Origin of the sequence: Bordetella flabilis, assembly GCF_001676725.1 — a bacterium.
Lineage (GTDB): Bacteria > Pseudomonadota > Gammaproteobacteria > Burkholderiales > Burkholderiaceae_B > Bordetella_C > Bordetella_C flabilis.
Window position 1 is genome coordinate 2,090,646 of record NZ_CP016172.1, and the last position, 25,074, is coordinate 2,115,719.

At 68.1% G+C, this 25,074-nt stretch carries 22 protein-coding genes; 18 read left to right on the top strand and 4 right to left on the bottom strand.

Annotated features, from left to right (window positions below; genetic code table 11):
• Positions 1–10 precede the first annotated feature (10 nt).
• The 14 genes from BAU07_RS09120 (at position 11) to BAU07_RS09185 (ending at position 16,227) form a co-directional block, all read left to right on the top strand.
• A complete protein-coding gene (locus tag BAU07_RS09120; protein ID WP_066656386.1) occupies positions 11–1,000 on the top strand; it encodes an ABC transporter substrate-binding protein in 990 nt (329 codons plus the stop codon).
• Between the two features lie 4 nt (positions 1,001–1,004).
• The gene (gene fhuB, locus BAU07_RS09125) at positions 1,005–3,032 is read left to right on the top strand and encodes a Fe(3+)-hydroxamate ABC transporter permease FhuB (RefSeq protein ID WP_066656397.1); all 2,028 of its coding nucleotides are present in this window, start codon (positions 1,005–1,007) and stop codon (positions 3,030–3,032) included.
• Positions 3,029–4,729: a cyclic peptide export ABC transporter gene (locus BAU07_RS09130; RefSeq protein ID WP_066656400.1), complete on the top strand. Its 1,701-nt coding sequence runs from the start codon at positions 3,029–3,031 to the stop codon at positions 4,727–4,729. Before fhuB ends, BAU07_RS09130 begins: the two co-directional genes overlap by 4 nt.
• A gap of 8 nt (positions 4,730–4,737) precedes the next feature.
• Positions 4,738–5,586 carry an ABC transporter ATP-binding protein gene (locus BAU07_RS09135; protein ID WP_066656407.1) on the top strand — a complete coding sequence of 283 codons (849 nt, stop codon included), beginning with the start codon at positions 4,738–4,740 and terminating at the stop codon, positions 5,584–5,586.
• A 144-nt stretch (positions 5,587–5,730) separates the two neighbouring features.
• Positions 5,731–7,296, top strand: coding sequence for a flavin monoamine oxidase family protein (locus BAU07_RS09140; RefSeq protein ID WP_066656410.1), 1,566 nt, complete (start codon positions 5,731–5,733; stop codon positions 7,294–7,296).
• Positions 7,297–7,364: 68 nt separating this feature from the next.
• The gene (locus BAU07_RS09145) at positions 7,365–9,920 is read left to right on the top strand and encodes an ABC transporter permease (RefSeq protein WP_157122146.1); all 2,556 of its coding nucleotides are present in this window, start codon (positions 7,365–7,367) and stop codon (positions 9,918–9,920) included.
• Positions 9,917–10,345, top strand: coding sequence for a group II truncated hemoglobin (locus tag BAU07_RS09150; protein ID WP_066656413.1), 429 nt, complete (start codon positions 9,917–9,919; stop codon positions 10,343–10,345). Before BAU07_RS09145 ends, BAU07_RS09150 begins: the two co-directional genes overlap by 4 nt.
• Before the next feature lie 40 nt (positions 10,346–10,385).
• Entirely contained in the window at positions 10,386–11,051 is a 666-nt protein-coding gene (locus tag BAU07_RS09155; RefSeq protein ID WP_232338330.1) for a 3-deoxy-D-manno-octulosonic acid kinase, read from the top strand.
• A gap of 166 nt (positions 11,052–11,217) precedes the next feature.
• Positions 11,218–12,321: a polyamine ABC transporter substrate-binding protein gene (locus BAU07_RS09160; protein ID WP_066656415.1), complete on the top strand. Its 1,104-nt coding sequence runs from the start codon at positions 11,218–11,220 to the stop codon at positions 12,319–12,321.
• A 5-nt stretch (positions 12,322–12,326) separates the two neighbouring features.
• Positions 12,327–13,454, top strand: coding sequence for an ABC transporter ATP-binding protein (locus tag BAU07_RS09165; protein ID WP_066656417.1), 1,128 nt, complete (start codon positions 12,327–12,329; stop codon positions 13,452–13,454).
• Positions 13,451–14,371 (top strand): ABC transporter permease subunit, encoded by a 921-nt coding sequence (locus BAU07_RS09170; RefSeq protein WP_066656420.1) that lies wholly within the window; start codon positions 13,451–13,453, stop codon positions 14,369–14,371. Before BAU07_RS09165 ends, BAU07_RS09170 begins: the two co-directional genes overlap by 4 nt.
• Positions 14,368–15,168, top strand: a complete 801-nt coding sequence (locus tag BAU07_RS09175) for an ABC transporter permease subunit (RefSeq protein WP_066656423.1) — start codon at positions 14,368–14,370, stop codon at positions 15,166–15,168. The genes BAU07_RS09170 and BAU07_RS09175 overlap by 4 nt, the downstream gene beginning before the upstream one ends.
• Positions 15,165–15,521, top strand: a complete 357-nt coding sequence (locus tag BAU07_RS09180) for a Spx/MgsR family RNA polymerase-binding regulatory protein (RefSeq protein WP_066656426.1) — start codon at positions 15,165–15,167, stop codon at positions 15,519–15,521. The genes BAU07_RS09175 and BAU07_RS09180 overlap by 4 nt, the downstream gene beginning before the upstream one ends.
• Positions 15,522–15,534: 13 nt before the next feature.
• The gene (locus BAU07_RS09185; protein WP_066656432.1) at positions 15,535–16,227 is read left to right on the top strand and encodes a DNA-3-methyladenine glycosylase; all 693 of its coding nucleotides are present in this window, start codon (positions 15,535–15,537) and stop codon (positions 16,225–16,227) included.
• Here the strand turns inward: BAU07_RS09185 and BAU07_RS09190 are convergent.
• Entirely contained in the window at positions 16,209–17,021 is an 813-nt protein-coding gene (locus BAU07_RS09190) for a YrbL family protein (RefSeq protein WP_066656434.1), read from the bottom strand. The two genes, BAU07_RS09185 and BAU07_RS09190, sit on opposite strands and share 19 nt — an antisense overlap.
• Before the next feature lie 172 nt (positions 17,022–17,193).
• Between BAU07_RS09190 and BAU07_RS09195 the strand changes: the two genes are divergently transcribed.
• The 4 genes from BAU07_RS09195 (at position 17,194) to phoU (ending at position 21,823) form a co-directional block, all read left to right on the top strand.
• Positions 17,194–18,570: a DNA recombination protein RmuC gene (locus BAU07_RS09195; RefSeq protein WP_066656436.1), complete on the top strand. Its 1,377-nt coding sequence runs from the start codon at positions 17,194–17,196 to the stop codon at positions 18,568–18,570.
• A 29-nt stretch (positions 18,571–18,599) separates the two neighbouring features.
• Entirely contained in the window at positions 18,600–20,258 is a 1,659-nt protein-coding gene (locus tag BAU07_RS09200; protein ID WP_066656439.1) for an isovaleryl-CoA dehydrogenase, read from the top strand.
• A 34-nt stretch (positions 20,259–20,292) separates the two neighbouring features.
• Positions 20,293–20,973 carry a ribose-5-phosphate isomerase RpiA gene (gene rpiA, locus BAU07_RS09205; protein ID WP_066656442.1) on the top strand — a complete coding sequence of 227 codons (681 nt, stop codon included), beginning with the start codon at positions 20,293–20,295 and terminating at the stop codon, positions 20,971–20,973.
• A gap of 127 nt (positions 20,974–21,100) precedes the next feature.
• Positions 21,101–21,823 (top strand): phosphate signaling complex protein PhoU, encoded by a 723-nt coding sequence (phoU, locus tag BAU07_RS09210; RefSeq protein ID WP_066656445.1) that lies wholly within the window; start codon positions 21,101–21,103, stop codon positions 21,821–21,823.
• Positions 21,824–22,091: 268 nt separating this feature from the next.
• Here phoU and BAU07_RS09215 read toward each other — a convergent pair whose 3' ends face one another.
• From BAU07_RS09215 to BAU07_RS09225, 3 genes are all read right to left on the bottom strand, one after another.
• Positions 22,092–22,364: an oxidative damage protection protein gene (locus BAU07_RS09215; protein WP_066656455.1), complete on the bottom strand. Its 273-nt coding sequence runs from the start codon at positions 22,362–22,364 to the stop codon at positions 22,092–22,094.
• Positions 22,365–22,454: 90 nt separating this feature from the next.
• Positions 22,455–23,810 (bottom strand): amino-acid N-acetyltransferase, encoded by a 1,356-nt coding sequence (gene argA, locus BAU07_RS09220; protein ID WP_066656457.1) that lies wholly within the window; start codon positions 23,808–23,810, stop codon positions 22,455–22,457.
• A 280-nt stretch (positions 23,811–24,090) separates the two neighbouring features.
• Positions 24,091–25,053, bottom strand: coding sequence for a LysR family transcriptional regulator (locus BAU07_RS09225; protein ID WP_066656459.1), 963 nt, complete (start codon positions 25,051–25,053; stop codon positions 24,091–24,093).
• Positions 25,054–25,074: the final 21 nt, after the last annotated feature.

Consider the following 25,074-nt stretch of genomic DNA (forward strand, 5'->3'; position numbering starts at 1 on the left):
ACGCACAGGCATGACCAACCGCCGCGGCTTTTGCCTGGGACTGGGGACGGGACTTGCGCTCGCCCTGTCCGGCCGCGCGCGGGCGGCGGCGCCACGCATCGCCTGCACGGACTGGGCGGCGGCCGAAAGCCTCGCGCTGCTGGACACCATGCCCATCGCCGTGCCCGAACTCGATGTGTACCGCCTATGGCTGCCCGACCCCGCGCTGCCGGCGGGTACCGCCGACCTGGGCGCGCGCACCGAGCCCAACCTGGAAGTGCTGTCCACCCTGAAGCCGGATCGCATCTTCATCTCCAGTTGGCAGGCCGGCATGCTGCCGCTGTTCCGCCGCATCGCGCACACCGACATCGCCAAACTCTTCGATGCGCGCGGCGATCCCTACACGGGCATGCGCGAATTGCTGCTGCAAGCGGGCCGCGCGTGCGGCCGCGAGCCATTGGCGCGCAGCCGCCTTTCCGATTTCGACGCGCAGCTGGATGCCCGGCGCGGCCTGCTGGCCGCAGCCGGGGTGCATCGCCCGGTGTACGTTGCCGTGCTCCACGAGAACGGCGCGCAGGCCTATGTGTATGGCCGCGGCAGCTGGGTGGACACGGTCATCGGCAAACTGGGACTGCGCAATGCCTGGACGGCCGCCACGACGTTCTACGGAAACAGCCTGGTGGGCATACCGGCGCTGGCCGCCGATGCCGAGGCCGCCATCCTGTACCTGGACCAGGGCGCGCGCACGCAACGCGCGCTGGCCTCGCTGCGCGACAGTACGTTGTGGCGCGGATTGCCTGCCGTCGCCGCCGGACGCGCCATCATGATTCCCTCGTTCTATGCCCTGGGCGGCTTGCCGTCCGCGGCGCGCTGCGCGCGCTTGCTGGCCGCCGCAATGACGGACGGCAACATGGCGGGCGGCGAAACGTTGACGGATGCCGAGGTGCGGCGCGCCACCTCTGGCGGCGCCCGCCTGGACCGGACCGCGGCCGCCGACATCCGGACCGGCGTGGACGGATAAGCGCATGGGACACGCCACGCTGCTTCCGTTCTCGGCCGTGTCGCGGCCCATCCGCTGGACCGCCGTGGCCGCCTTGCTGGCCATGGCCGTCGTCTTTACCGTGCATACGCTGACCGGGATCGCGCCGCTGTCGCACTGGGCAGCCATCCTGCATGGCCGCGCCCCGGACACGGTGCAGGCGCTGGTCTTCACCCAGGTGGCCTTGCCGCGCATCGCGATCAGCTGGCTGGTGGGCAGCGCGCTCGGCCTGGCGGGCCTGCTGTTTCAGCAGGGGCTGCGCAATCCCCTGGCCGACCCCGCGACCATCGGCGTGTCATCCGGCGCCTACCTGGCCCTGGCGGCGGCGACCCTGTACGCGCCCTCGCTGCTGGGATGGAGCGCCGAGGCGGTGGCGCTGGCCGGCGGCATCGCGGCCTGCGCGCTCGTGATGACGGTGGCGCGCCGCTCGCAGTTCTCCACCATCCACATCATCCTGGCCGGGCTCATCGTTTCGCTGTTCTGCGGCGCCGCCGCCTCCGCGCTGACGGTGATGAACCACGAATACCTGAGCGGGCTGTTCGTCTGGCAGACGGGCTCGCTGGTGCAGAACGGATGGCAGAAAGCAGCGCGCATGCTGCCGCAGTGCGCGATCCTGGCGATCGGGGCGGGCTGGCTGGCACGGCCGCTGAACATGCTCACGCTGGACGACGCGCGCGCGGCATCGCTGGGCGTGCATGTCTCCCGGGTGCGCATGGCCGCCATCGCCCTGGGCGTCGCCTTCAGCGCGGTGGCCGTTGCCTGGGTCGGCGTCATCGGCTTCATCGGCTTGATGGCCCCGCACCTGGCCCGCATGCTGGGCGCGCGCACGCTGGCGCAGCGCATGATCGCCGCGCCACTGCTGGGCGCGCTGCTGCTGTGGACCACGGACCAGGTGGTCCAGACCCTCGGCCGCGCGGGGGCCGCCATACCGACGGGCAGCGCCTGCGCCGTGGTCGGCGCGCCCATCCTGCTGTGGCTGCTGATGCGCCAGCGCGGCGGCCTGGGAACGCGACCGGCGCCCGGCGCGGTGGCCGATGGCGCGCACGGCGTGGTGCTGCAACGCGGCCTGCGCAACCATACCGTACTGCTGCTGTGCGGCCTGGTATGCCTGGCCAGCGTGCTGGGCGCGCTGGGGTTGGGGCGCGACATGCATGGCTGGACGGACTTCGCGGACACCGGGTGGAGCACGATACGCGACTGGCGCCTGCCGCGCGTCGCGGCCGCCGCGCTGGCCGGCGCCATGCTGGCCGCGGCCGGCATGCTGCTGCAGCGGCTCACCGGCAACCCGCTGGCCAGTCCGGAGGTGCTGGGCATTTCCTCGGGCGCCTCGCTCGGCGTCATCGCGACCTTGCTGCTGACGGCGGACCTGGGCGCGCCCGGCATGCTGGCTGCGGCCAGCGCGGGGGCGCTGGCGACGCTGGCGGCGGTCGTGGCGCTGAACTGGCGTGCCGGGTTTTCTCCCGAGCGGCTGTTGCTGGCGGGCGTCGCCTTGTCCACGTTGTTCAGCGCCTGCGCCGCCTTCCTGCTGACCAGCGGCGATCCACGCGCGGCGGCCCTGCTGACATGGATGTCCGGCTCGACCTACCGTGCCACCAGCGCCAGCATCCTGCCCGGTTCGGCGATACTGGCGCTCGCCTGCATCGGCGCGCTGGCCGGGCGACGCTGGCTGGCGATACTTCCGCTGGGCACCGAAGGGGCGAGGGCGCTGGGCGTCGACGTTCTCATCGCGCGCCTTTACTTTCTGGTCATCATCGCGGTGCTGACGGCAAGCGCCACCATCCAGGTGGGGCCGCTCAGCTTCGTGGGGCTGCTGGCGCCGCACATCGTGCGGGGATTGGGATTGCAACGGCCGGGCGCCGCCTTGGCCGGCTCGGTGCTGGTCGGGGCCGCCATCATGGTGCTGGCCGACTGGGTTGGCCGCATCGCCGTTTTTCCGTGGCAGATCCCGGCCGGACTCGTCGCCATGCTGGCGGGCGGCCCCGTCTTCCTTTGGTTTTTGTGGAGAAGCAAATGAACGCCTTCAAGCCCGCGGCCTCCGCCCCGCGGCCGGCCTCGCTGCTGCGAGAAGCCATGCGCCTGCTCAGGCCCTTCTGGAAGGTGGCCCTGCTGGCCACCGCCATGGGCGCGGCCAGCGGCCTGTCCACCGCCTGGCTGCTGGCCACGGTGAACCGCGCCCTGCATGCGCCGCAAGGCGCCACGGTGGGCCTGCTATGGTTGTTCGCCGGGCTTTGCGTGGTGACCATCGCCGGCGAAATCGCCTCCGACCTGGGCAACAGCTTCGTCGGCCAGAACGTGGTGGCCAAGCTGCGCAAGGACCTTTCCGAAAAAATCCTGTCCGCGCCCATCGCCGAGATCGAACGCTACCGCGTGCATCGCATCACCACGACGCTGAACCAGGATATCGACACGATCAGCACCTTCACCTTCGGCTTCTCCGGCCTGGCCATCGCCATCGCCATCACGGTCGGCTGCTTTGCCTATCTGGCGGTGCTGTCGCCGGTACTCAGCCTGCTGGCCGCGGCCGCCATCGCACTGGGCAGCTGGGCCCATGCCGTCGCCCGGCAGCGCGGCCGCAAGGGCTTCGAGGCGGCGCGCGAGGCGCAGGACGAACTGCAGCGCCACTACCGTGCCATCACGGAGGGCGCCAAGGAGCTGCGCATCAACCGCGATCGCCGCCGCACGCTGCGCGACGCGCACCTGCGCGGCACCATCGAGCGCATCCGCGACCTGCGCGTGCGCGCCATGCGGGTCTTCATGTCGGCCAATGCCTTCGGCTCGGCCTTGTTCTTCATCGTCATCGGCGTCGTGCTGGCGCTGCAGTACAACCTGTCCACGCCCGCGCCGGTGCTGTCCGGCTTCGTGATCGTGCTGCTGTATGTAAAGGGGCCGCTGACGCAGTTGATCAGCGCCTTGCCGCTGCTGGGGCAGACCCAGGTCGCCATCCGCCGCGTCGCCGAACTGTCGCTGCGGTTCTCCAATCCGGAATCCAGCCTGTTCGCCGTGCCGGCGCCGGCCGCGCCTCGGCGCCCCGGCTCCATCGAGCTGCGCGGCGTGCGCTATGGCTATCCCACGGACCAGGGCGCCAGCATGTTCAACCTGGGCCCCATCGATCTGCGCATCGAGGAAGGGGAAATGTTCTTCCTGGTCGGCGAGAACGGCAGCGGCAAGACCACGCTCATCAAGCTGCTGCTGGGCCTGTACGAACCGCAGGAAGGCATCATCCTGCTCGATGGCCAGCCCGTGGTCGCCGACAACCGCGATGACTATCGCCAGCTGTTCAGCACGGTGTTCGCCGACTACTACCTGTTCGACGACGTGCTGGTGGGCCCCACGCAAGCGGCCGAGGCGGCGGTCTACCTGGAAAGGCTGGAACTGGGCCACAAGGTATCCGTCACCGACGGCAGATTCTCCACCACCGACCTGTCCACCGGGCAGCGCAAGCGCTTGGCCCTGGTCCATGCCTATCTGGACAAGCGGCCGGTGCTGGTCTTCGACGAATGGGCGGCCGACCAGGACCCGGCTTTCCGCCGCGTGTTCTATACGGAGATCCTGCCCGATCTGAAGCGCGATGGCAGGACGCTGATCGTCATTTCGCACGACGACCGCTACTTCCATGTCGCGGACCGCGTCGCGCACATGTCCAACGGCCGCATCGTCAGCGTGGAGACCCATGCCGAGGCGCCCCGCCAAGCCACGGCGGGACGGCCATGAGCGGGGCGATGCGCTCACGCGCCGGCCTGCCGCCGCAGGCCGCTGAACCGGACGATGCGGCCGGGCTCAGCGCCGGCGCGGCGCCGCTGCTGGCCTTGCGCGACACCGGCTTCCAGGCGGACGGCAGGGCGATCCTGCAACCGCTGAACCTGGCGATTCCGCCGGGCCGCATGCTGGGCGTCATCGGCCATAACGGCTCCGGAAAATCCACGCTGGGCAGGATACTGGCACGGCAGCTCGCGCCTACGACGGGCCAGGTGCTGCTGCGCGGCGCGCCGGCGGAGCGAATCGGCGCGCGGCAGTTCGCGCGCGAAGTCGCCTATCTGCCGCAGCACATTCCCGCGGCGGCGGGCATGACGGTGGAAGAACTGGTCGGCCTGGGCCGGTATCCGTGGCTGGGCGCCTTCCGGTCGCCCACCGAAGTGGACCGCGACCAGGTCCGGCATGCCATGGCCACTACCGACGTGGCCGGACTCGCCACGCGACTGGTGGACACGCTATCCGGAGGTGAACGGCAGCGGGTGTGGCTGGCGATGCTGGTGGCGCAGCAGGCGCATATCCTCGTCCTGGACGAGCCCACCTCGGCGCTCGATATACGCCATCAGGTGGACATGCTGGGACTGTTGCGCCAGTTGACGCGCACGCAGGGGGTCGGCGTCGTCATCATCCTGCACGATATCTACATGGCGGGACGCTATTGCGACGACATCATCGCCCTGCGACAGGGCAGCATCGTCGCGGCGGGCAACCGCGAGCAGATTCTGACGCCCGCGACGCTGCAGGCGATCTATGACGTCGAAATGGACGTCATGGTGCACCAGGCCTCGGGCGACCGCGTGGTGTGCCTGCGGCATTAGCCGGCGGCGCGGCCCACCGTCACGAACGCGATACCGGCCTACGTATCCATGGCGTACGGCCGGGGCAGGGCCGAAGTACGGACGAGTTGCGGACGACCGCCGACCGGACGGTCGCCCCTGGATTCCCACCGTCGAGAGGATGGAATGGAACTGAGCAGACGGGCGTTTATTCTGGGACTGGCCGCGGTGGCGGGCCCGACGGCGGCCCTGGCCGCCGCGCACACCCTGGTGCCGCCGGCCACGACTGCCGAGCCGGCCTTGCTGCGCGGCAGGCTGCGGCAGGCGCCCGCCGATCTGGGCAAAGGCCGCTCGGTGGTCATTGTGGGCGCCGGTATCGCCGGCATGGTGGCGGCCTACGAATTGACGCGCATGGGGTTCGCGGTCACCGTCCTCGAAGCCGGCGACCGCGTCGGCGGCCGCATCCTGACGCTGCGGGCTGGCGATACGGTGCGTTACGCCGACGGCACCGTGCAGCACGTCGACTATGCGCCAGACCTCTACTTCAATGCCGGCGCGGCGCGTATTCCGAGCACGCACCGCGCGCTGCTGGGTTATTGCCGCGAGCTCGGCGTGCCCATGGAAATCGTCTCGCTGATCTCGCGCAGCGCCCTGGCCGTCGTCAACGACAAGGGGGAGGACCGCCGTTATACCGTGGGCCAGTTGCAAGGCGACGCGCGCGGTTATCTGTCCGAAATGCTCGCCAAGTGCGCGCAGCAGGGCGCCCTGGACGCCCGGCTGGACGCCGGCGACAGCGAAAAGCTGCTGGGGCTGCTGCGCGATTTCGGCGACCTGACGCGCGACCACCGCTATGCGGGGTCGCGCCGCTCCGGCTATGCGGTCAGCCCGGCGGCGGGAGATGTCAGCGGTACGCTGCGCAAGACGCTGGATTTCCGTGTGCTGCTGGACCATCGCCTGTGGTATCCGCTGTGGTACGACGAGCATCTGGAGTACCAGCCCACCATGATGCAGCCGGTGGGCGGCATGGATGCGATCTCCACGGCCTTCGCCCGTGTGCTGGGTGATCGCGTGATACGCCAGGCGCCGGTCACCGACATCCACATCGCGGACCGGGGTGTGCAGGTGACCTACCGCCGGGGATCGGATCGCGCGCCGGCCCGCCTGAGCGCGGACTACGCGATCATGACCTGCCAGTTGCCGGCGCTGCTGCGTATCGCCAACAACCTGCCGCGCGCCTTCCTGGATGCCGCTGCTTCCGTGTCCTATCGCCCCGTCTTCAAGATCGGGTGGCAGTCGCCGCGCTTCTGGGAGGAAGACTTCGACATCTACGGCGGAATTTCCTTCCTGGACGACGACACCAGCCTGGTCTGGTATCCCAGCAGCGGCTTTTTCGCGCCGCGCGGCCTGCTGGTCGGTGGCTACACCCATGGCCCGCCCGCCGTCCGCTACGCCGACCTGAGCCTGCCGGCCCAGCAGGCGGCGTCGCGCCGTTCGGTCGACCGCCTGCATCCTGGGCAGTCCGGCAAGCTCTCCCACCCGGTCTCGGTGGCGTGGCACAAGCTGCCCTACAGCCAGGGCGGGTGGGCCGACTGGCATGAACCCATGGGAGCAGCCTATGAAACACTGATCGCGCCGCAAGGCCCTTGCTATTTCGCCGGGGAGCATCTCAGCCACCTGCCGGGGTGGATGGAGGGCAGCGTGCAGTCCGCGCTGACCGCGGTGGACGGGATGGCCCGGCGTGCCGCGCGATAACGCGTACCAGGCCGTCCAGGGCCCTTTCGGCGGGCGGTGCCGGACGTCAGTCAGGTTACGATAAGGCCATGCACGATACCTCCGCCGCCGCGCGGCTCAACGCTCCCGCCTCCACGCCCGCCTCGACGGGGCTCATGCACGGTTTCCGGCTCGGCCTGCGCACGCTGCTGCGCGACGCGCGGGCAGGGGAGCTGCGCCTGCTGCTGATCGCGCTGGTCGTCGCGGTCGCCGCCGTGACCAGCGTCGGCTTTCTGGCCGATCGCGTCGGGCGCGCGCTGGAGCGCAACGCGGCCCAGATGCTGGGCGCCGACGTCGTGCTGGATGCCGACGAGCCGATCCCGCCGGCCTTCGAGCGCCAGGCGCTGGATGGCGGACTCACGCTCGTCCATACCTTCCAGTTTCCCTCCATGGCTTCGGCCGGCCAGGCTTCGCAACTGGTGTCGCTCAAGGCCGTGGAGCCGGGCTATCCCCTGCGCGGCAGCCTGCGCACGGCCATGCAGCCCGCCGGCCAGGAGGCCGCCACACGCGACATCCCGGCGCCCGGCACGGTCTGGGTGGATCCGCAACTGCTCTCCGCCCTCGGTGCGCGCGTGGGCGACATGGTGGGGCTGGGCGACGCCCGCTTCCGTATCGCGCGTGTCGTGACGTATGAGCCGGACCGCGGCATGCAATTCGTCAACCTGGCCCCGCGCGTGCTGATGCGGGCCGACGATCTGCCGTCCACCGGTTTGCTGGCGCCCGGCAGCCGCATCGACTATGGACTGCTGGCCGCCGGCGATGCCCGTGCCGTCGCGGGGTATTCGGCCTGGCTGCAGGCCAATCTGCAACGCGGACAGAAGATCGCGACGGTGGAGTCGGGGCGTCCGGAGATTCGCCGGGTTCTCGACCGCGCGCAGCGCTTTCTTTCGCTGGTGGCGCTACTGGCCGTGCTGATTTCTGCCGTTGCCGTGGCGCTGGCCGCCAGCCGCTTCATGCTGCGCCACCGCGACGGCATTGCGGTCATGCGCTGTCTGGGCGCCACGCAAGGGCAGATCGCCAGGCTGCTGACGGTCGAGTTTGCGCTGGTCGGGCTGGCGGGCTCCGCCATCGGCGGGCTGGTGGGGTATGTCGTCCACCTCGGGCTCGTCACCATGCTGGGCGCCATGCTGGATACCGCCTTGCCGCAGCCCTCCGTGGTGCCGGCCGCTCAAGGACTGGCCACCGGGATCTGGCTGTTGCTGGGCTTTGCCCTGCCTTCCCTGGCGCAATTGCGCCACGTGCCGCCCGCGCGCGTCCTGCGCCGTGACCTGACCGGCGCGCGCATGGGCAGTGCGCTCGGCTATGCCGTCGGCGCCGCCGGTTTCGCCCTGCTGATATGGTGGTTTGCCGGCGACATCCGCCTGGGCGCCGTGATCGCGGGCGGTTTCATGGGCGCCTTCGCGGCCTTCGCCCTGGTGGCCTGGCTGTGCGTGCAGGTGCTGGCGCGGCTGCGGCGCGCGGCGTCCGGCATGCCGGCGCTGCGCTTCGCACTGGCCGGGGTGGTGCGGCGCCGTGCCGCCACCATCACCCAGGTCTGCGCGCTGGCCATCGGCCTGATGGCGCTGCTGCTGCTCACCATGACCCGCACCGACCTCATCGCCGGCTGGCAGCGTACCCTGCCGCCCGATGCGCCGAATCGCTTCCTGATCAATATCCAGCCGGACCAGCGCGAGGCGGTGGCCGCCGCGCTGCGGGACGCCGGCGTCGGCGACGTGACCTTGTTCCCGATGATCCGCGGGCGCCTTGTGGCCGTGAACGGCCGCGCCGTCTCGGCGGCCGACTATACCGATGACCGCGCCCGGCGCCTGGTCGACCGCGAGTTCAACCTGTCGTACAGCGACCGCATGCCTTCGTACAACACCCTGGAGGCCGGGCGCTGGATGGCTCCGGATTCACGCGAGGTGTCGATGGAGTCCGGGATATCCCGCACGCTCGGCCTGAACATGGGCGATAAGCTGACCTTCGATATCGCCGGGCAGACCGTCGATGTCACGGTCACCAGCCTGCGCGGCGTGGACTGGGACACCATGCGGGCGAACTTCTTCGCCATGCTGTCGCCCGGCGTGCTGGCCAGCGCCCCGCAAAGCTGGATCACCTCTTTTCATCTGCCGGCCAGCCAGGCCGAGCTGCTGCCGCGCCTGGTGCAGCGCTTCCCCAACCTGACCGTATTCGATGTCCAGGCCATCCTGAGGCAATTGCAGGGCGTGCTGGACCAGGTGGTCCAGGCGGTGCAGCTGCTGTTCGGCTTTACCCTGGCCGCGGGCGTGCTGGTGTTGACCGCCGCGCTGGCCGCGACGCGCGACGAACGCGTGCGGGAAGCCGCCGTGCTGCGCGCGCTAGGCGCCACCCGGGCGCAACTCGCGCGTGCCCAGCGCGTCGAACTGCTGGCGGTCGGCGGCCTGGCCGGCCTGCTCGGCGCGGCGGGCGCCAGCGCGGTGGCCTGGGCGCTGTCGCGCCAGGTCTTCGATTTCGACATCACATTCAGCTTGTGGCCCTGGCTGGCCGGCACTCTGGCCGGCATGCTCGGCGCGTGGGCCGGCGGCGCGCTGGCATTGCGCGGCGTACTGCGCACGCCGCCGCTGGTCACCCTGAGAGAAGCAATATGACAACCACCACGCGGGTCGAACCCGTTTTCGAACCCCTGGACCACACCCGCACCGTGTTCGAGCAACTCGGCGGCGAACCCGGCGTCCGCGCGCTGGTGGAGCGGTTCTACGACCTGATGGATATGGAGGTCGATCTGTCGGCCCTGCGCGCCGCGCACGGCCCTAGCCTGGACTCGGCGCGCGAGAAACTGTTCCTGTTCCTGTGCGGCTATTTCGGCGGACCCGACCATTACGTGCAACGCTATGGCCATCCGCGCCTGCGGGCTCGCCATCTGCCATTTTCGATCGGCGAGGCCGAACGGGACCAGTGGGTCGCCTGCATGGGCCGGGCGATGCAGGACCTGAATGTCCCCGCTCCGCTGGCCGACCGCCTGCTGCACGCCTTCTACGGCACGGCGGACTGGATGCGCAATCGTGCAGGCTGAGGTCCGCCGCCTGGCGTTGAGCGGCGCCCGGCGCGGCGCGATGTGCTACGACTTCCTGCGGGTTCCGCATGCCGATCCGGCGCTGTTCGACCCACGGCATTACGGTGAGCGCGCCGCGCCGGTGCAGGCCGGCGGCCGGCAGGCGGCCTGGTTTGTCGAAGGCGATTACGGCCACGGGGTGCTGCGCCACTACCGGCGCGGCGGCATGGTGGCCCGCCTGAGCCAGCGCCGCTACGTCTGGCTGGGCGAGGCCCGCACCCGGTCCTTCATGGAATTCCAGCTGTTGGAATCCCTGTATGCGCAAGGGCTGCCGGTGCCGGCGCCGCTGGCCGCGGCGTACTGGCGCGTCGGCCTGGGCTACGAGGCGGCCATCCTGGTGCAGCGCCTGCCGGACGTGCAGCCGCTGGCGCGCCTGCTGGACGAGCCGGTCTGGGGCGAGGCGGCCCAGGCGATCGCCCGCATGCACCAGGCCGGTGTCTGGCATGCCGACCTGAACGCGTACAACATCCTGGTGGACGCGCGCGGCAAGGCCTGGATCATCGACTTCGACCGCGGGCGCCAGGGCGGGGTATCGGTACGGGGCCAGCGTCGCAACCTGGAGCGCCTGCGCCGTTCGCTGGAAAAGGTGGCCGGGCCGGCCGGCCTGGGCTTTTTCGAAAAGCTGGACCAGGCGTATCGGCAAAGCATGGCCCGCGCGCCTGCCTGACGCTGCCCGCAAAACGCATTATCATTTTGCCTTTGCGCGCGGCGGGCCCCGCTCGCCGCGGCCGCGGGGCCGGGCAGGGCGGTCCGCCACGCGTGTGTCGACGGCCTGGCCAGCGCCCGGCGAAGAATCCATCAACGTAAACTTTCTCGGCAAGGGGCTCTGGGATATGGGTATCAACGCGGGTGTGCGTCTGGCGGCAGGCGCCCTGCTGTCGCTGGTGGCGGTGTCCGCGGCCACGGCGCAGGAAAAGGTCGTCAACGTCTACAACTGGGCCGAATACACGGCGCCGGACACCATTCCCGGTTTCGAGCGGGAAACCGGCATCAAGGTGCGCTACGACACCTACGACAACAACGATACCTTGCAGGCCAAGCTTTTGACCGGCAAGTCGGGTTACGACGTGGTGGTGCCCTCCACGCACTATGCCGCGCGCCAATTGCAGGGCGGCTTGTTCCAGAAGCTGGACAAGTCGAAGATACCCAACGTCCGCTACCTGGATCCCGATGTGATGAAACTCGTCGCCCAGGTGGACCCCGGCAATGAATACTTCATCCCCTGGGGCTACGGCACCAACGGGCTGGGCTACAACGTCACCAGGGTCCAGGCCGTCATGGGCAAGGACGCGCCGCTGGATAGCTGGGACATGCTGTTCAAGCCGGAAAACGCCGCCAAGCTCAAGGACTGCGGCATCTCGATGCTGGACGAGGCCGCGCAGGTGTTTCCCGCGGTGCTGCACTACCTGGGCAAGGATCCCAACAGCTCCAATCCGGACGACTACAAGGCCGCCCTGGAGGTCCTGAAGAAAATCCGGCCCTATATCCGGCAATTCAGCTCGTCCGGCTATATCGACGAACTGGCGGTGGGCGACCTGTGCATGGTGTATGGCTTTTCGGGCGACGTCATGATCGCCCGCGATCGTGCGCAGCAGGCCAAGCAGCCCTTCGAGATCAACTATTTCATTCCGCAGGGTGGCGCGCCGGCGTGGTTCGACGTCATGGCCGTGCCCAAGGACGCGCCGCATCCCGATAACGCCATGGCGTTCATCAATTACATCGAGACGCCGCAGGTGCACGCCGCGATCACGAACAAGATGTTCTATCCCAATGCCAATAAAGAGGCGCGCAAGTACGTGGTCAAGGCGGTGGCGGAGAATCCGATGATCTACCCCCCGGCCGACGTCGCGAAGACGCTTTATGTGATCAAGCCGCAACCGGTGAACATCCTGCGATTGCAGACGCGCATGTGGGCTGAACTGAAGTCCGGGCGGTAAACATCATGAATGACACGCGCTACGCGGCCCCGCACGCGACGGACGCCGACGAGTTCGTTCGCGTCTCTGAACTGGTGAAGATCTTCGGCGACACGGTCGCGGTGCGCTCGGTGAACCTGTCGGTGCGCCGCAACGAGATCTTCGCCCTGCTGGGCAGCTCCGGCTGCGGCAAGTCGACCCTGCTGCGCATGCTGGCCGGGTTCGAGGAAGTCACCTCCGGGCAGATCCTGCTGGATGGCGAAGACATCACCGATATGCCGCCGTACCGGCGGCCCGTCAATATGATGTTCCAGTCGTATGCGCTGTTCCCGCATATGTCGGTGGAGGCCAATGTCGCCTTCGGCCTGAAGCAGGAAGGCGTGGACCGCGCCGAAATCCACGACAGGGTTTTCGAGGCGCTGAACCTGGTCCAGATGGCCGGCTATTCGCGCCGCAAGCCGCACCAGCTTTCCGGCGGCCAGCAGCAACGGGTGGCCCTGGCGCGCAGCCTGGTCAAGCGCCCCAAGCTGCTTCTGCTGGACGAACCCATGTCGGCCCTGGACAAGCAGATCCGCCAGAATACCCAGATCGAGCTGGTGCGCATCCTGGAGCAGGTAGGCGTCACCTGCATCATGGTGACCCATGACCAGGAAGAAGCCATGACCATGGCGCACCGCCTGGCCGTGATGACGGAAGGGCAGATCGTGCAGTGCGGGACGCCGCAGGACGTCTATGAGTTTCCCAGCTCCCGCTTCGTGGCGGGGTTCATCGGCAGCACCAACCTGTTCACCGGCACCATCGTGGTGGACGAGCCGGACCACGTCGCCATCGAAAGCGAGCAGATGTCGCGGCCCCTGTATGTCAGCCATGGGGTGAGCGAGCCGCTCGGCATGCAGGTGCATGTGTCCATCCGTCCGGAGCGCATCGTGGTAAGCCGCGAGCAGCCGGATGTGCCGCATAACTGGGCCCATGGCGCGGTGATGCACATGGCCTGGATGGGCAGCTACGCGCTCTACCATATCCGCCTCGATTCGGGGATGACGGTGCAGGCCAGCGTGCCGCGCCGCGTGCTGGCGCAGAACGACGCGGCGGGCGTGCAGGAGGAAGTCTACGTAAGCTGGGACGCCGACAGCGCGACGGTGCTGCCTTCATGAACATCTCGCTGCTGCGTCGCCTGTTGCCGGCCGCGCGCACGCTGGCCATCGTGCCGCCCTTCGCGTGGCTGGCGCTATTCCTGCTGCTGCCTTTCCTGCTGGTCCTGAAGATCAGCTTCGCCGACCTGCAATTCGGCATTCCGCCGTACACGCCGCTGCTCGCCTTCAAGGATGAGGCGCTCAGCTTCAGCCTGCACCTGCGCGGCTATGCGCTGCTGTTCACGGACAGCCTGTACCTGGCGACCTACCTGAGTTCGGTCAAGATCGCCGCCATCAGTACGCTGTGCTGCATCCTGATCGGCTATCCCATGGCGTACTACATCGCGCGGTCCGCCCCGGCGACGCGCAACATCCTGCTGCTGGGCGTCATCCTGCCGTTCTGGACCTCGCTGCTGCTGCGCGTCTACGCCTGGGTCGGCATCCTGCGCAACGATGGCCTGCTCAATAAGTTCCTGATCTCGCTGGGCATCATCTCGCAACCGCTGGAAATCTACCGGACCGACCTGGCCGTCTACATCGGCATGGTCTATTCCTATCTGCCGTTTTTCATTTTGCCGCTGTACGCCAACCTGGTGAAGCTGGACTTGCGGCTGCTGGAGGCCGCCTACGACCTGGGCGCCCGGCCGTGGCAGGCGTTCTGGCAGATTACGGTCCCCTTGTCGCGCCCCGGCGTCATCGCGGGCGCCATGCTGGTGTTCATCCCGGCGGTGGGGGAATACGTGATTCCCGAAATGCTGGGCGGCGCCGATACGCTGATGATGGGTCGCGTCATGTGGAGCGAGTTCTTCAACAATGCCGACTGGCCCATGGCCTCGGCCGTGACCTGCGTCATGGTGCTGCTGCTGCTCGTGCCCCTGGCCCTGTTCCAGTACAACCAGGTCAAGCAGGTGCGGCTGATGCGCGAGGGCAAGCTATGAAAGGACCGCATCGCGGCATGCGCGCGCTGGCACTGGGCGTGGGCTTCGCCTTCCTGTACATACCCATCCTCAGCCTGGTCGTCTTTTCCTTCAACGATTCGCCGCTGGTCACGTCGTGGTCCGGCTTCTCGTTCAAGTGGTATGGCGCGCTGTTGCAGGACGACGCGCTGCTCAGCGCCGCCTGGCTGTCCTTCCGCGTGGCCGCGCTGGCCGCGACGGCGGCCACCATCATGGGCACCTGGGCCGGCTACGTGCTGGCGCGCATGGGGCGTTTCCGCGGCTTCTCGCTCTATATCGGCATGCTGAGCGCGCCGCTCGTCATTCCGGAAGTCGTGATCGGTATCTCGCTGCTGCTCATGTTCGTCGAGGTCCGCACGACGCTGGGTTGGCCCGAGAACGGCATCTTCACCATCTGGGTGGGGCACACCACCTTCTGCATGGCCTTCGTCGCGGTCATCATCCAGTCGCGCGTGCGCGACCTGGACCGCTCCCTGGAAGAGGCGGCCCTGGACCTGGGCGCCACGCCGCTGAAGGTGTTCTTCGCCGTGACGCTGCCGCTCATCGCCCCGGCGCTCGCCTCGGCCTGGCTGCTGTCGTTCACGCTGTCGCTGGACGACGTGATCCTGTCGTCCTTCCTGTCGGGACCGGGGTATACGACCTTGCCGCTGGAGGTTTTTTCGCGCGTGCGGCTGGGCCTCAAGCCCGAGGTCAATGCGCTGGCCGCCCTGTTCATCGTCACGGTGGGCGTGTGCGTGGTCGTGGCCAATCATCTGCAGCGTCGCAAGGAGACGGCATGACGGGGACCGTACTGTATGGCTTGAAGCAATGCAGCACGTGCGCCAAGGCGCGCGCATGGCTGGACGAGCATGGCGTGAAGCACGCCTTCGTCGATTACCGGGACGAGCCCGTACCGGCGGCAACGCTCAAGTCATGGGCGGATCAGTTGGGCGGCTGGGAGAAACTGGTCAACCGCACATCGATGACATGGCGCGCCTTGCCTGAGGTCCGCAAGGCCGCGGCGTCCGACGCCCAATGGCAGGCGCTCATCGCCGAATACCCCGCCCTGGTGCGGCGTCCCGTCACGGTGACGCCCGATGGCGCCGTGGCCGTCGGATTCTCGGAAAAGCGCTACGCCGAACGCTTTGCCTGAGGCCGCGTCCCGGATGCTGCCCGATACGTTTTTCGACCGCGACGCTCAACAGGTGGCGCGCGAGCTTATCGGCATGGTGCTGCGCCGGCGCCTCGATGGGATGTGGCTGTCGGCGCGCATCATCGAGACCGAGGCCTATTACCTTCATGACAAGGGCAGCCACGCGTCGCTGGGCTACACCCACAAGCGGCGCGCCCTGTTCATGGACGGTGGCGCGATCTATATGTATTACGCGCGCGGCGGCGATTCGCTCAATATCAGCGCGGGCGGGCCCGGCAACGCGGTGCTGGTCAAGTCCGCCCATCCCTGGGTGGATGCCGTTTCGGGCGAAGACGCCCTGGCGCGCATGCAGGCCCTGAACCCGGACGCGCAGGGCCGCAGCCGGCCGCCGCAGCGGCTGTGCGCCGGCCAGACACTGGTGTGCCGTTCATTGGGATTGAAAGTGCCGGAGTGGGATGGGCGGCGTTTCGACGCGGCCACCTTTTTTGTCGAGGATATCGGCGCACGGCCGTCCCCGCTGATCCGCACTGTCCGGCTGGGTATACCGGAGGGCCGCGACGCACATCTGCCGTACCGCTTCGTGGATCCCGCTTATGCGCCGTTCTGCACCCGCAATCCCCTGCGCCGGGGGCAGGTGGCGGGGCGGGACTACGACTGGATCACGCGGCAGGGCCGGCCTTGCAAGGGTCAGGCCCCCGGGGCCTGACCCTTTCCGGCGTAGCTCGGCGCTTCGCGCTCTTTCCCTTGCTCCATTTCGTTGCTTGCGCTGGCGGCCCGGCTGCGGGCGCGCAGTTTGGTCAGCATCGCCTGGTACTTGCGCTGGATACGGCGACGGTTCAAGGCCTTGCTCCAGGCAAATACCGGGATGGCCTGTTTCGAGCCGAAGCCGTCGATCAGGTACAAGCCCATTTCACCGTCGGCGTTGGCGCCCACCACGACATTGCGCGCCGAGACGTCGTTCAGGATGATATGGTGGTCCGCCAGGGCGTCGAAGAAGTAGTCCAGTTCACGCGCCAGCGCCTCATCCAGGCCTTTGTCCCGCACGATCTGTTCGACCGTGGGCGCCAGGCCGTCCTCGCCGTCGGTGATCTTCTCCACCAGCAATCCCAGCCCGTGCGAGGTCTGCACCATGCCGAGCACGCGGGCCATGGGCACCTTCCAGCGGCCGGCTGCAGCGTTCTGGGCCGCGGCGTATTCCGCCAGTTCGGCGATATGGTTGCGGTAAGCGCCTTCGCGCTGGAAACGCTTGCGCCAGCGGCGCAGCGGTTTGCTGCGCATGTAGGCGTCCCATTCGTCCTCATCGACCACTTTGACGAGCAAGCTTGCTTCATGCGGATGCTGGTAGACCACGCGGTCGTTGCCGGCGGCGATGGGGCGCAGATTGCTCAGATCCAGGGCGGCCAACGGGGCATGCGCCGGCGACGGCTCCAGCGCCTCGGGGGTGGCGAAGAGCGATATGGACGCCGCTTCGCGCCGGACCGCCTGGGGAACAATGCTCATGGGAACGCCGATGTTTATTGTGGCGTTTCTGGTTTTTTTTGTAACTGCCACAGTGATATGACGAAAATTCGATGTTTTCGTAAGTGTGACCGGTAAAGCGAGGGCAGAGAAGCAAAACGCTACGGTACTGTGGCGTACACCCTACAATGCCGCCACATGGCTGGGAGAAGATGTGTTGCTAGGAAGCGACGGAGCGGTTCCGCTCCTGTGGGTGGCGGCACTGGCCGCCTTGGTGGCGGCCGTTGCCGCCTTGCTGGGTTTGCTGCGGGGCGCTCGGCGGTCCGCCGTCCAGGAGGTCCGCATGCAGGCGGTGCTGGCCGATCAGGACCGCGTCGCGCGCGAATTACGCGCCGAGCTGGCGGAAAGCCAGCGCGGCTTGCGCACGGAGTTCGCCGACTCGATGCGCGGCCTGCGCGGCGAACTGGCCAGCCATCTGGAGGACCTGCGCGGCGCGCTGGCGCGGGATGCGGCGGCGGCCCGGACCGAGTCGGCGGAGTCGCTGGGTCGATTCAGCACCACCTTCGGCGAGCAGGTCCAGCGGCTGGTCGAGATGAACGACCGCCGCATGCAGGAAGTGCGGCACACCGTCGACCAGCGCCTGCAGGCGCTGCAAGCCGACAACGCCGGCAAGCTGGACGAGATGCGGCGCACCGTGGACGAAAAGTTGCACGCGACCCTGGAGCAGCGCCTGGGGGAATCGTTCAAGCTGGTGTCGGAGCGGCTGGAAGCAGTGCACAAGGGCCTGGGCGAAATGCAGACACTGGCTTCCGGCGTGGGCGACCTGAAACGGGTGTTGACCAACGTCAAGTCACGTGGCACCTGGGGCGAGGTGCAACTGGCGCGGCTGCTCGAAGACACCATGACGCCGGAGCAGTACGGCCGCAACATCAAGCCGGTGCCAGGCAGCGACGCCGTCGTCGAATTCGCCATCCGGCTGCCCGGACGCGAGGACGGCGGCGCTCCGGTCTGGCTGCCGCTGGACGCCAAGTTCCCCAAGGAAGAGTACGAACGCCTGGTGGATGCGGAACAGGCCGCGGACGCCGAAGGGGCCAGGGCGGCCGGCGCGGCGCTGGCGCGCGCGGTCGAGCTGCAGGCGCGCAGCATCGCCGCCAAGTACATCGCACCGCCGCACACCACCGACTTCGCCATCATGTTCCTGCCGACGGAAGGGCTGTACGCGGAAGTGCTGCGCCGCCCGGGCTTGCTCGACAAGCTGCATCAGCTGCGCGTGAACGTGAGCGGTCCGGCCAACCTGGCGGCCTTGTTGAACAGCCTGCAGATGGGCTTCCGCACCCTGGCCATCGAGCGGCGCTCATCCGAGGTCTGGCAGGTGTTGCGCGCCGTCAAGACGGAGTTCGGCCGCTTCGGCGAGGCGCTGGCCGGCGTCAAGCGGACCCTGGACACGGCCAGCTCGAAGATCGGCCAGACGGAGGTCCGCACGCGCGCCATGTTGCGCAGCCTGAAAGCCGTGGAAGCGCTGCCCGAGGACACCGGCGTCCCGGCGCCGCTGCCGCCCGCGGATGACGACGAGGATGCGCAATCGGCGTAGCATGAGGCGAGCGCTTGCCGGGAGACGCCATGCCTACGTTCGTGACGCACCAGGTCGTGAACCAGGTCCCGCCGCTTTGGGACTACTGCCTGTATGACACCGATGCGGTGCTGCGCGAAGGGGTCGTGCGCGAGGGCGCGGCCGTGCACCAGGAGTCCTTGCACGAGCACGGCACGTGGCTGGGCAGGGAGGCCGTGCAGCATGCCGCGGCCCAGGCGAACCGCCATCCGCCGGCGCTGGCTGCCTACGATGCCACCGGCCATCGCATCGACCGGGTGGACTTCCATCCCGCCTGGCACCTGCTGCTGGGCGGCATCGTCGAACGCGGCCTGCACAGCGCGGCGTGGGAGGACACCCGCCCAGGCGCGCACGTGGCACGGGCCGCGGCCTATCTGATGCAGGGCCAGGTGGAAGCCGGTACCTTGTGTCCCGCCACCATGACGTTCGCGGCCGTGCCGTTATTGCACGGCGAACCGGCCGGCGCGCTGGATTTCGCCCGGGACTGGCTGCCGCGGCTGCACGCGCGACGCTACGACCCCGCGGATGCGCCTGTCGAGCGCAAGCAGGGGGTTCTGCTGGGCATGGGCCTGACGGAAAAGCAGGGCGGCTCCGACTTGCGCGCCGTCGCCACCGAGGCGCGTCCCGTGGGCACGCCCGGCCGCGGCCAGCCCTATCTGCTGACCGGCCACAAATGGTTCTATTCCGTTCCGCACGCCGACGCGCATCTGGTGCTGGCCCGCACCGACGAGGGGCCCGGCTGTTTTTTCGTGCCCCGATGGATACCCGAACACGGACGCAACGCGATCCGCCTGCGGCGCCTCAAGGACAAGCTGGGCAATCGCAGCAACGCCAGCGCGGAAGTGGAGTTCGAGGAAGCCTGGGGCGTCATGGTGCAGGAACCGGGCCGCGGGCTGGCATGCCTCCTCGAAATGGCCGCCATCACGCGGCTGGACTGCGCGACGGCCAGCGCGGCCCTGCTGCGGCAGGGCCTGGTGCAGGCCATGCACCACGCATCCCACCGCCACGCCTTCGGCAAGCCCCTGCTCGCGCAGCCCCTGATGCGCGTCGTGCTGGCCGACCTGGCCCTGGAGAGCGAGGCCGCGCTGGCGCTGTGCCTGCGTCTGGCGCGGGCGATGGACGAGCGCCAGGGCACGGCGGCCCGGATCCTGGCGCGCCTGGGAACGCCCGCCGCCAAGCTCTGGGTGTGCAAACGCGCCATCCCGATGCTGGCCGAGGCAATGGAAGTCTGCGGCGGCAATGGCTATGTGGAAGATGGCCCGATGCCGCGGCTGTACCGCGAGGCGCCCGTCAATTCCATATGGGAAGGGTCGGGCAACATCATGGCGCTCGATGTGCCGCGCGCCTTGCAGCGCGAACCGGGTGCGCGCGAGGCCCTGATGGCGGAGTTGCGCCCGGCGGCCAGCGGCAACGCGGCGTATGCGGCGGCCCTGCAGGCCTGGTGGCGCGCCATCGATCGGGCGGTGGAACAGCCCGAGCAGGCGCGCGCCCTGACCGCGGGCCTGGCGCGGCTCTGGCAGGCCGCGCTGTTGCTGCAACATGCGCCGCATGCCGTGGGCGACGCCTACGTGCGGACACGCCTGACCGAGCGCGCGGGCGTGTGCGGAGAGAACCTGGGCCTGGCCGACGCGGATGCGCTGCTGCCGCGTGCCTGGCCCGCGATCTGCTAAATTGCTGCGCTTTACGTACCTGTCGAGTCCCGCCATGCCCACTCAGCAAGAACTCAAGCAGCAGGCCGCGTCGGCGGCCCTGGAAATCGTCGAGGAAGTCGCCGGTCCGGACGTCATCATCGGAGTCGGCACCGGCTCGACCGCGGACCTGTTCATCGACGGACTGGCGCGCTTCCGCGGGCGCCTGCGCGGGACCGTGGCCAGTTCGGAGCGCAGCGCGGCGCGCCTGGCCGCGCATGGCATCCCGGTCCTGGACCTGAACGACGTCGAGCGTATGCCGATCTACGTCGACGGCGCCGACGAAATCGACGCCCGCCTGCACATGATCAAAGGCGGCGGCGGCGCGCACACGCGCGAAAAGATCGTCGCTTCCGTCGCCGACCGCTTCATCTGCATTGCCGACGGATCCAAGCTGGTCGAGCGCCTGGGCACCTTCCCGCTGCCGGTGGAAGTGATTCCCATGGCACGCGCGGCCATCGCACGCCAGCTCGTCGCCCTTGGGGGACGCCCGGTATTGCGCGACGGCTTCATCACCGACAACGGCAATGTCATCCTCGACGTTGCGGGACTCAGCATTACCGACGCGCCGGCGCTTGAATTGCGCATCAACAACCTGGCCGGCGTCGTCACCTGCGGGCTGTTCACCCAACCCGGCGCGGATGTCGCGCTGTTGGCAACGGCTCAGGGCATACGACGGCTGGAACGCGCGGGCTGACGCAGTTCATAATCCTGTCATGTGGAAGTCATAACCTTGCGGGTCGATGCGGCCTCGGGATTTCCACGATGGCATTTCTTGGAGGCGCACGGCAATGGGAACATCGACAACCCCGCAGGGAGCCCGGATGACCGAGCACACAAACAAGCAGTTCGATGCCGACCTGGAAGGCGTCCGTTCGCAATTCCTGGCCATGGGCGGCGTGGTGGAAGCCATGATCCAGGATTCCATAGACGCCTTGACCAACGGCGACCTAAACCTCGTCGACAAGGTACGCGAGCGCGAAAAGGACGTGAACCGCTACGAGGTCGATATCGACCAGCGTATCAGCTACATCCTGGCGCGCCACCAGCCCACCGCGATCGACCTGCGCATGCTGCTGGCGGTCTCCAAGATGTTGACCGACATGGAGCGCTCCGGCGACGAGGCGGAAAAGGTGGCGACGGTCGCGCGCCGCATCCATGAAGCCGAAATCCGCGCCACGCCGACGGTCGACCTGCGTCACATGGCAAATCGCGTGCTGGCCATGCTGCGCCAGTCGCTCGACGCCTTCGCCCGGCTGGATCCTGTGCAGGCCGCTCAGGTCGTGCGCAGCGACAAGGAAGTCGATAAAGAGTGGAAGGCGGCGTTGCGCCAGTTCATCTCTTTCATGATCGAGGATCCGCGCACGATTTCGCCCTCCATCGACCTGATCTTCATCGCGCGGGCCCTGGAACGTATCGGCGACCACGCCAAGAATATGTCCGAGCGCGTCATCTACATGGTGCGCGGGGCGGATGTGCGGCATACGGGCGCCAAGAATGCCGAACGGCAGGCCCGGGGCGAAGAAGAAAATACCGAAACGACCTAGCCCCGCTGTTTCGGGCGGTCGCGTCCCGATGACGGTGGCGGCGGTACCATGGCCGAATCGCGGCAGTGCAGCGTCGCCGGCAATGCGCTGAATCGCGAAGGTCCGCATGGCGGGGACCCTCGTCATGGTAAAGGCCCGGCAGCCCACCCTTCCCGACGGGTCGGGCGGGGCTACCGGGCCGCTTTGCATCAGGCGCGAGGCACCTGGCAGGCACCACGGACGGCAAGGACGCCGGTGACGCCGATACGTCCGGCGCCACCTTGGCTTGTCAGGCCGACGGCGGGACGAAGCCCTGGGCCTCCACGCTGCCGTCTTCGAATAGGAAGCGTTCCATCTGCTGCTGCAGGTACTTGCGGGCGCGCGAGTCCGCCAGGTTCAGCCGGTTCTCGTTGACCAACCGGGTCTGCACGCCTTTCCATTCTTCCCAGGCCTCCTTGGAAACCTGTTGCCAGATGCGCTGGCCCAGTTCGCCGGGGTAGGGCGGGAAATCGAGCCCTTCGGCTTCGCGCTTGAGTTTTACGCAATGAACGGTACGAGTCATGGTGGCACTGCCGGATTAGGATGGGATCGTCGATTTTACCGAAAGACCCGCCAACCCTTCCGAAAGACCCGCCGGCCGGCGCGGCGTGCTCTACAGCCGCTTGATGAACACCAGGCTGTTGCGCGAGCGGTTGTAGTGCTGCTGCTTTTCGCGCGGCAGGTCGGTGACGCCGCCCTGCGTGAAGCCGCGTTTCATGAACCAGTGCGAAGTGCGCGTGGTCAGCACGAACAGGCGCTTGGCGCCCAGGGCGCGCGCCCGCGACTCCATGTGGCGCAGCAGCAGTTCGCCTTCGCCCGAGCCCTGCCATTCCGGGTGCACGATCAGGCAGGCCATCTCCGCCATCTGCTCGTGCAGGTAGGGATGCAGGGCCGCGCAACCGTAGATCACGCCGTCGTGTTCCAGGACGGTGAAGTTCTCCACATCGCGTTCGATCACGCTGCGTCCGCGCGGTACCAGCGTGCCGTCGGCTTCCAGCGGCTCGATCAGGCTCAGGATGGCGCCCACATCGTCCACGGATGCCGGGCGCAGGTCGTCCAGCGTGTCCTCGACCACCATGGTGCCCACGCCGTCGTGGGTGAATATCTCCAGCAGGACGCTGCCGTCCAGGTTGAAGGGCACCACGTGCGCGCGGGCCACGCCGCGCTTGACGGCCAGCGACGCGTATTGCACGAATAGCGCGGTGTCCTCGTCCAGCACGCCCCGGGCCAGCAGCGCGTCGGCATCGACCCGCGCCAGTTCCGTATCGATGCTGCCGTCTTCGTTGCGCACGCCCTCGGTGGCCGAAAGAAAAATCAGCTTTTCCGCGCGCAGCGCCACGGCCACGGCGGTCGCCAGGTCTTCCATGGCCAGGTTGAACGCATCGCCGGTCGGCGAAAACCCCAGCGGCGAAAGCAGCACCACGGAACCTTTCTCCATGGCGAAGCGCATGGCGTCCACGTCGATCTTGCGCACGTGGCCCGTATGCTTGTAGTCGACCCCGTCGATGACGCCGGTCGGCCGCGCCGTGACGAAATTGCCCGAAATGACGCGGATCTGCGAATGCGACATGGGGGTGTTGGGCAGGCCCTGGCTGAACGCCGCCTCGATGTCCAGGCGAATTTCGCCAGCTGCTTCCTTGGCGCATTCCAGCGACGCCGCATCCGTGGGCGAAAGGCCGCGGTCGAACTGATGCGTAAAGCCCTTCAGGCGCAGTTGTTCGTTGACTTGCGGGCGCGACCCGTGCACCAGCACCAGCCGTATGCCCAGCGCGGACAGCAGCGACAGGTCCTGCACCAGCGCATTGAGCGCGCCGGCCTGCACCAGCTCGCCGCCGAAGGCCACCACGAAGGTCTTGCCGCGGAATGCATGCACGTAGGGCGCGACTTCGCGGAACCAACGTACGAACTGCGCGGGGGCGAACCCGGGAGCTTCGAGGGCGGAGACGGTGTCTTGATCCAGGTCGGGCATGATGCGCAAAGGGCCGGAAAGGAGCGGAAAGCGAAGGCGGCGTAAGCAAGCCCCCACGCGGAATCGCGAAATTATAGTGACGGGGGCCGGCCCCGGCGTGCGTTGCGCGCCTTTTTTTATCCAGGGGCCGCGCCAAGGCAGAGATAGGCAACACCTGTTGGCCCATGCCGCGTCGTGAATGTCCAGGCATGTGCAGTCGTCCCACAGCTTGGCATGATCCCGGCCTGCTGCCGTGATGCAGGCTGCGGCTCGGTCGCGCCTTGCCCGCGCCAGGAAGCGGTTACGTCGCTTGCGTGGCGACGCGGGACGGTTGCGGCAGCGCTGCGAAGTACGCCTTCAGAGCCCCCATCGCAACGCGGACCTTGGCGGGTTCACCCTCGCGCCCCGCAGTAAGCATCGTCAGCGGGTAGCAGGGCAGGCGCCGCTGCGGCAGCACCCGCATCAATAGGCCCTGTTCCAGGGCCGGGCGTACATCGGCATAGAACAGGCGGGCGATCCCCATGCCTTGCTCGCACATCTGCCGCAGCGCGATCTGGTGGGTCGTCGTCGCCCGCGCCTGCAGGGCGACCTGCTCGCGCGTGCCGTCCTCGTTCATCAGCTCAAGCGCGAAGGGAGCGGAAGAGGCGTACTGGAATCCGTTCGCGACCACGGTCTCGCGAACATCCCGCACCACGGCGAGCCATTGATGGCGCTCCAGGTCGACGACCGAGTTCGGGACCCCGTGCCGCTCCAGGTATGCCGGTGACGCGCAGAGCACCGTCTCCATATCGCACAGCTTGCGCCCCACCCAGCTGGAGTCGGGCAGTCCGCCCACCCGCAGCGCGATGTCGATGCGCGACTCGACGAGGTCGATCAGCGCATCATCGACGATCAGGCCCAGCCGAAGTTGCGGCCATTGCGCAAATACCGGCGACAGCGCCGGCGCGACATGGGCGCCGAAGCCGAGCGGCGCTGCGATACGGAGTTCGCCCGCCGGCGCCTCGCGCGCCTGATCCAGCGACGCGGCGGCAGCGTTCGCGGCTTCCAGCAGACGGAGGCAATGGGGGTGGCAGCGCTCACCGGCCTCGGTCAACGCGATCCTGCGGGTCGAACGACGCAGGAGACTTACGCCGAACTGGCGTTCCAGCCCACTGATGATCTGGCTGACCGCGGAGGGCGTCAGCCCGAGCCGCCGGGCTGCCCCGCTCATGGAACCGGCAGCCACGACCTCGGCGAACACGGCATAGGGTTTCAGGTCGGTCATTTATTAGCCAGGCTTAATAAG

Excerpts from the sequence above, each read along its gene's own strand:
- BAU07_RS09225 (WP_066656459.1), bottom strand. The coding sequence starts at position 25,053 with ATGACCGACCTGAAACCCTATGCCGTGTTCGCCGAGGTCGTGGCTGCC.
- BAU07_RS09140 (WP_066656410.1), top strand. The coding sequence starts at position 5,731 with ATGGAACTGAGCAGACGGGCGTTTATTCTGGGACTGGCCGCGGTGGCG.
- BAU07_RS09160 (WP_066656415.1), top strand. The coding sequence starts at position 11,218 with ATGGGTATCAACGCGGGTGTGCGTCTGGCGGCAGGCGCCCTGCTGTCG.
- BAU07_RS09200 (WP_066656439.1), top strand. The coding sequence starts at position 18,600 with ATGCCTACGTTCGTGACGCACCAGGTCGTGAACCAGGTCCCGCCGCTT.
- BAU07_RS09165 (WP_066656417.1), top strand. The coding sequence starts at position 12,327 with ATGAATGACACGCGCTACGCGGCCCCGCACGCGACGGACGCCGACGAG.
- BAU07_RS09190 (WP_066656434.1), bottom strand. The coding sequence starts at position 17,021 with ATGAGCATTGTTCCCCAGGCGGTCCGGCGCGAAGCGGCGTCCATATCG.
- BAU07_RS09120 (WP_066656386.1), top strand. The coding sequence starts at position 11 with ATGACCAACCGCCGCGGCTTTTGCCTGGGACTGGGGACGGGACTTGCG.
- BAU07_RS09185 (WP_066656432.1), top strand. The coding sequence starts at position 15,535 with ATGCTGCCCGATACGTTTTTCGACCGCGACGCTCAACAGGTGGCGCGC.
- BAU07_RS09150 (WP_066656413.1), top strand. The coding sequence starts at position 9,917 with ATGACAACCACCACGCGGGTCGAACCCGTTTTCGAACCCCTGGACCAC.
- BAU07_RS09170 (WP_066656420.1), top strand. The coding sequence starts at position 13,451 with ATGAACATCTCGCTGCTGCGTCGCCTGTTGCCGGCCGCGCGCACGCTG.
- fhuB (WP_066656397.1), top strand. The coding sequence starts at position 1,005 with ATGGGACACGCCACGCTGCTTCCGTTCTCGGCCGTGTCGCGGCCCATC.
- BAU07_RS09155 (WP_232338330.1), top strand. The coding sequence starts at position 10,386 with ATGTGCTACGACTTCCTGCGGGTTCCGCATGCCGATCCGGCGCTGTTC.
- BAU07_RS09135 (WP_066656407.1), top strand. The coding sequence starts at position 4,738 with ATGCGCTCACGCGCCGGCCTGCCGCCGCAGGCCGCTGAACCGGACGAT.
- BAU07_RS09215 (WP_066656455.1), bottom strand. The coding sequence starts at position 22,364 with ATGACTCGTACCGTTCATTGCGTAAAACTCAAGCGCGAAGCCGAAGGG.
- BAU07_RS09130 (WP_066656400.1), top strand. The coding sequence starts at position 3,029 with ATGAACGCCTTCAAGCCCGCGGCCTCCGCCCCGCGGCCGGCCTCGCTG.
- rpiA (WP_066656442.1), top strand. The coding sequence starts at position 20,293 with ATGCCCACTCAGCAAGAACTCAAGCAGCAGGCCGCGTCGGCGGCCCTG.
- phoU (WP_066656445.1), top strand. The coding sequence starts at position 21,101 with ATGACCGAGCACACAAACAAGCAGTTCGATGCCGACCTGGAAGGCGTC.
- argA (WP_066656457.1), bottom strand. The coding sequence starts at position 23,810 with ATGCCCGACCTGGATCAAGACACCGTCTCCGCCCTCGAAGCTCCCGGG.
- BAU07_RS09175 (WP_066656423.1), top strand. The coding sequence starts at position 14,368 with ATGAAAGGACCGCATCGCGGCATGCGCGCGCTGGCACTGGGCGTGGGC.
- BAU07_RS09145 (WP_157122146.1), top strand. The coding sequence starts at position 7,365 with ATGCACGATACCTCCGCCGCCGCGCGGCTCAACGCTCCCGCCTCCACG.
- BAU07_RS09180 (WP_066656426.1), top strand. The coding sequence starts at position 15,165 with ATGACGGGGACCGTACTGTATGGCTTGAAGCAATGCAGCACGTGCGCC.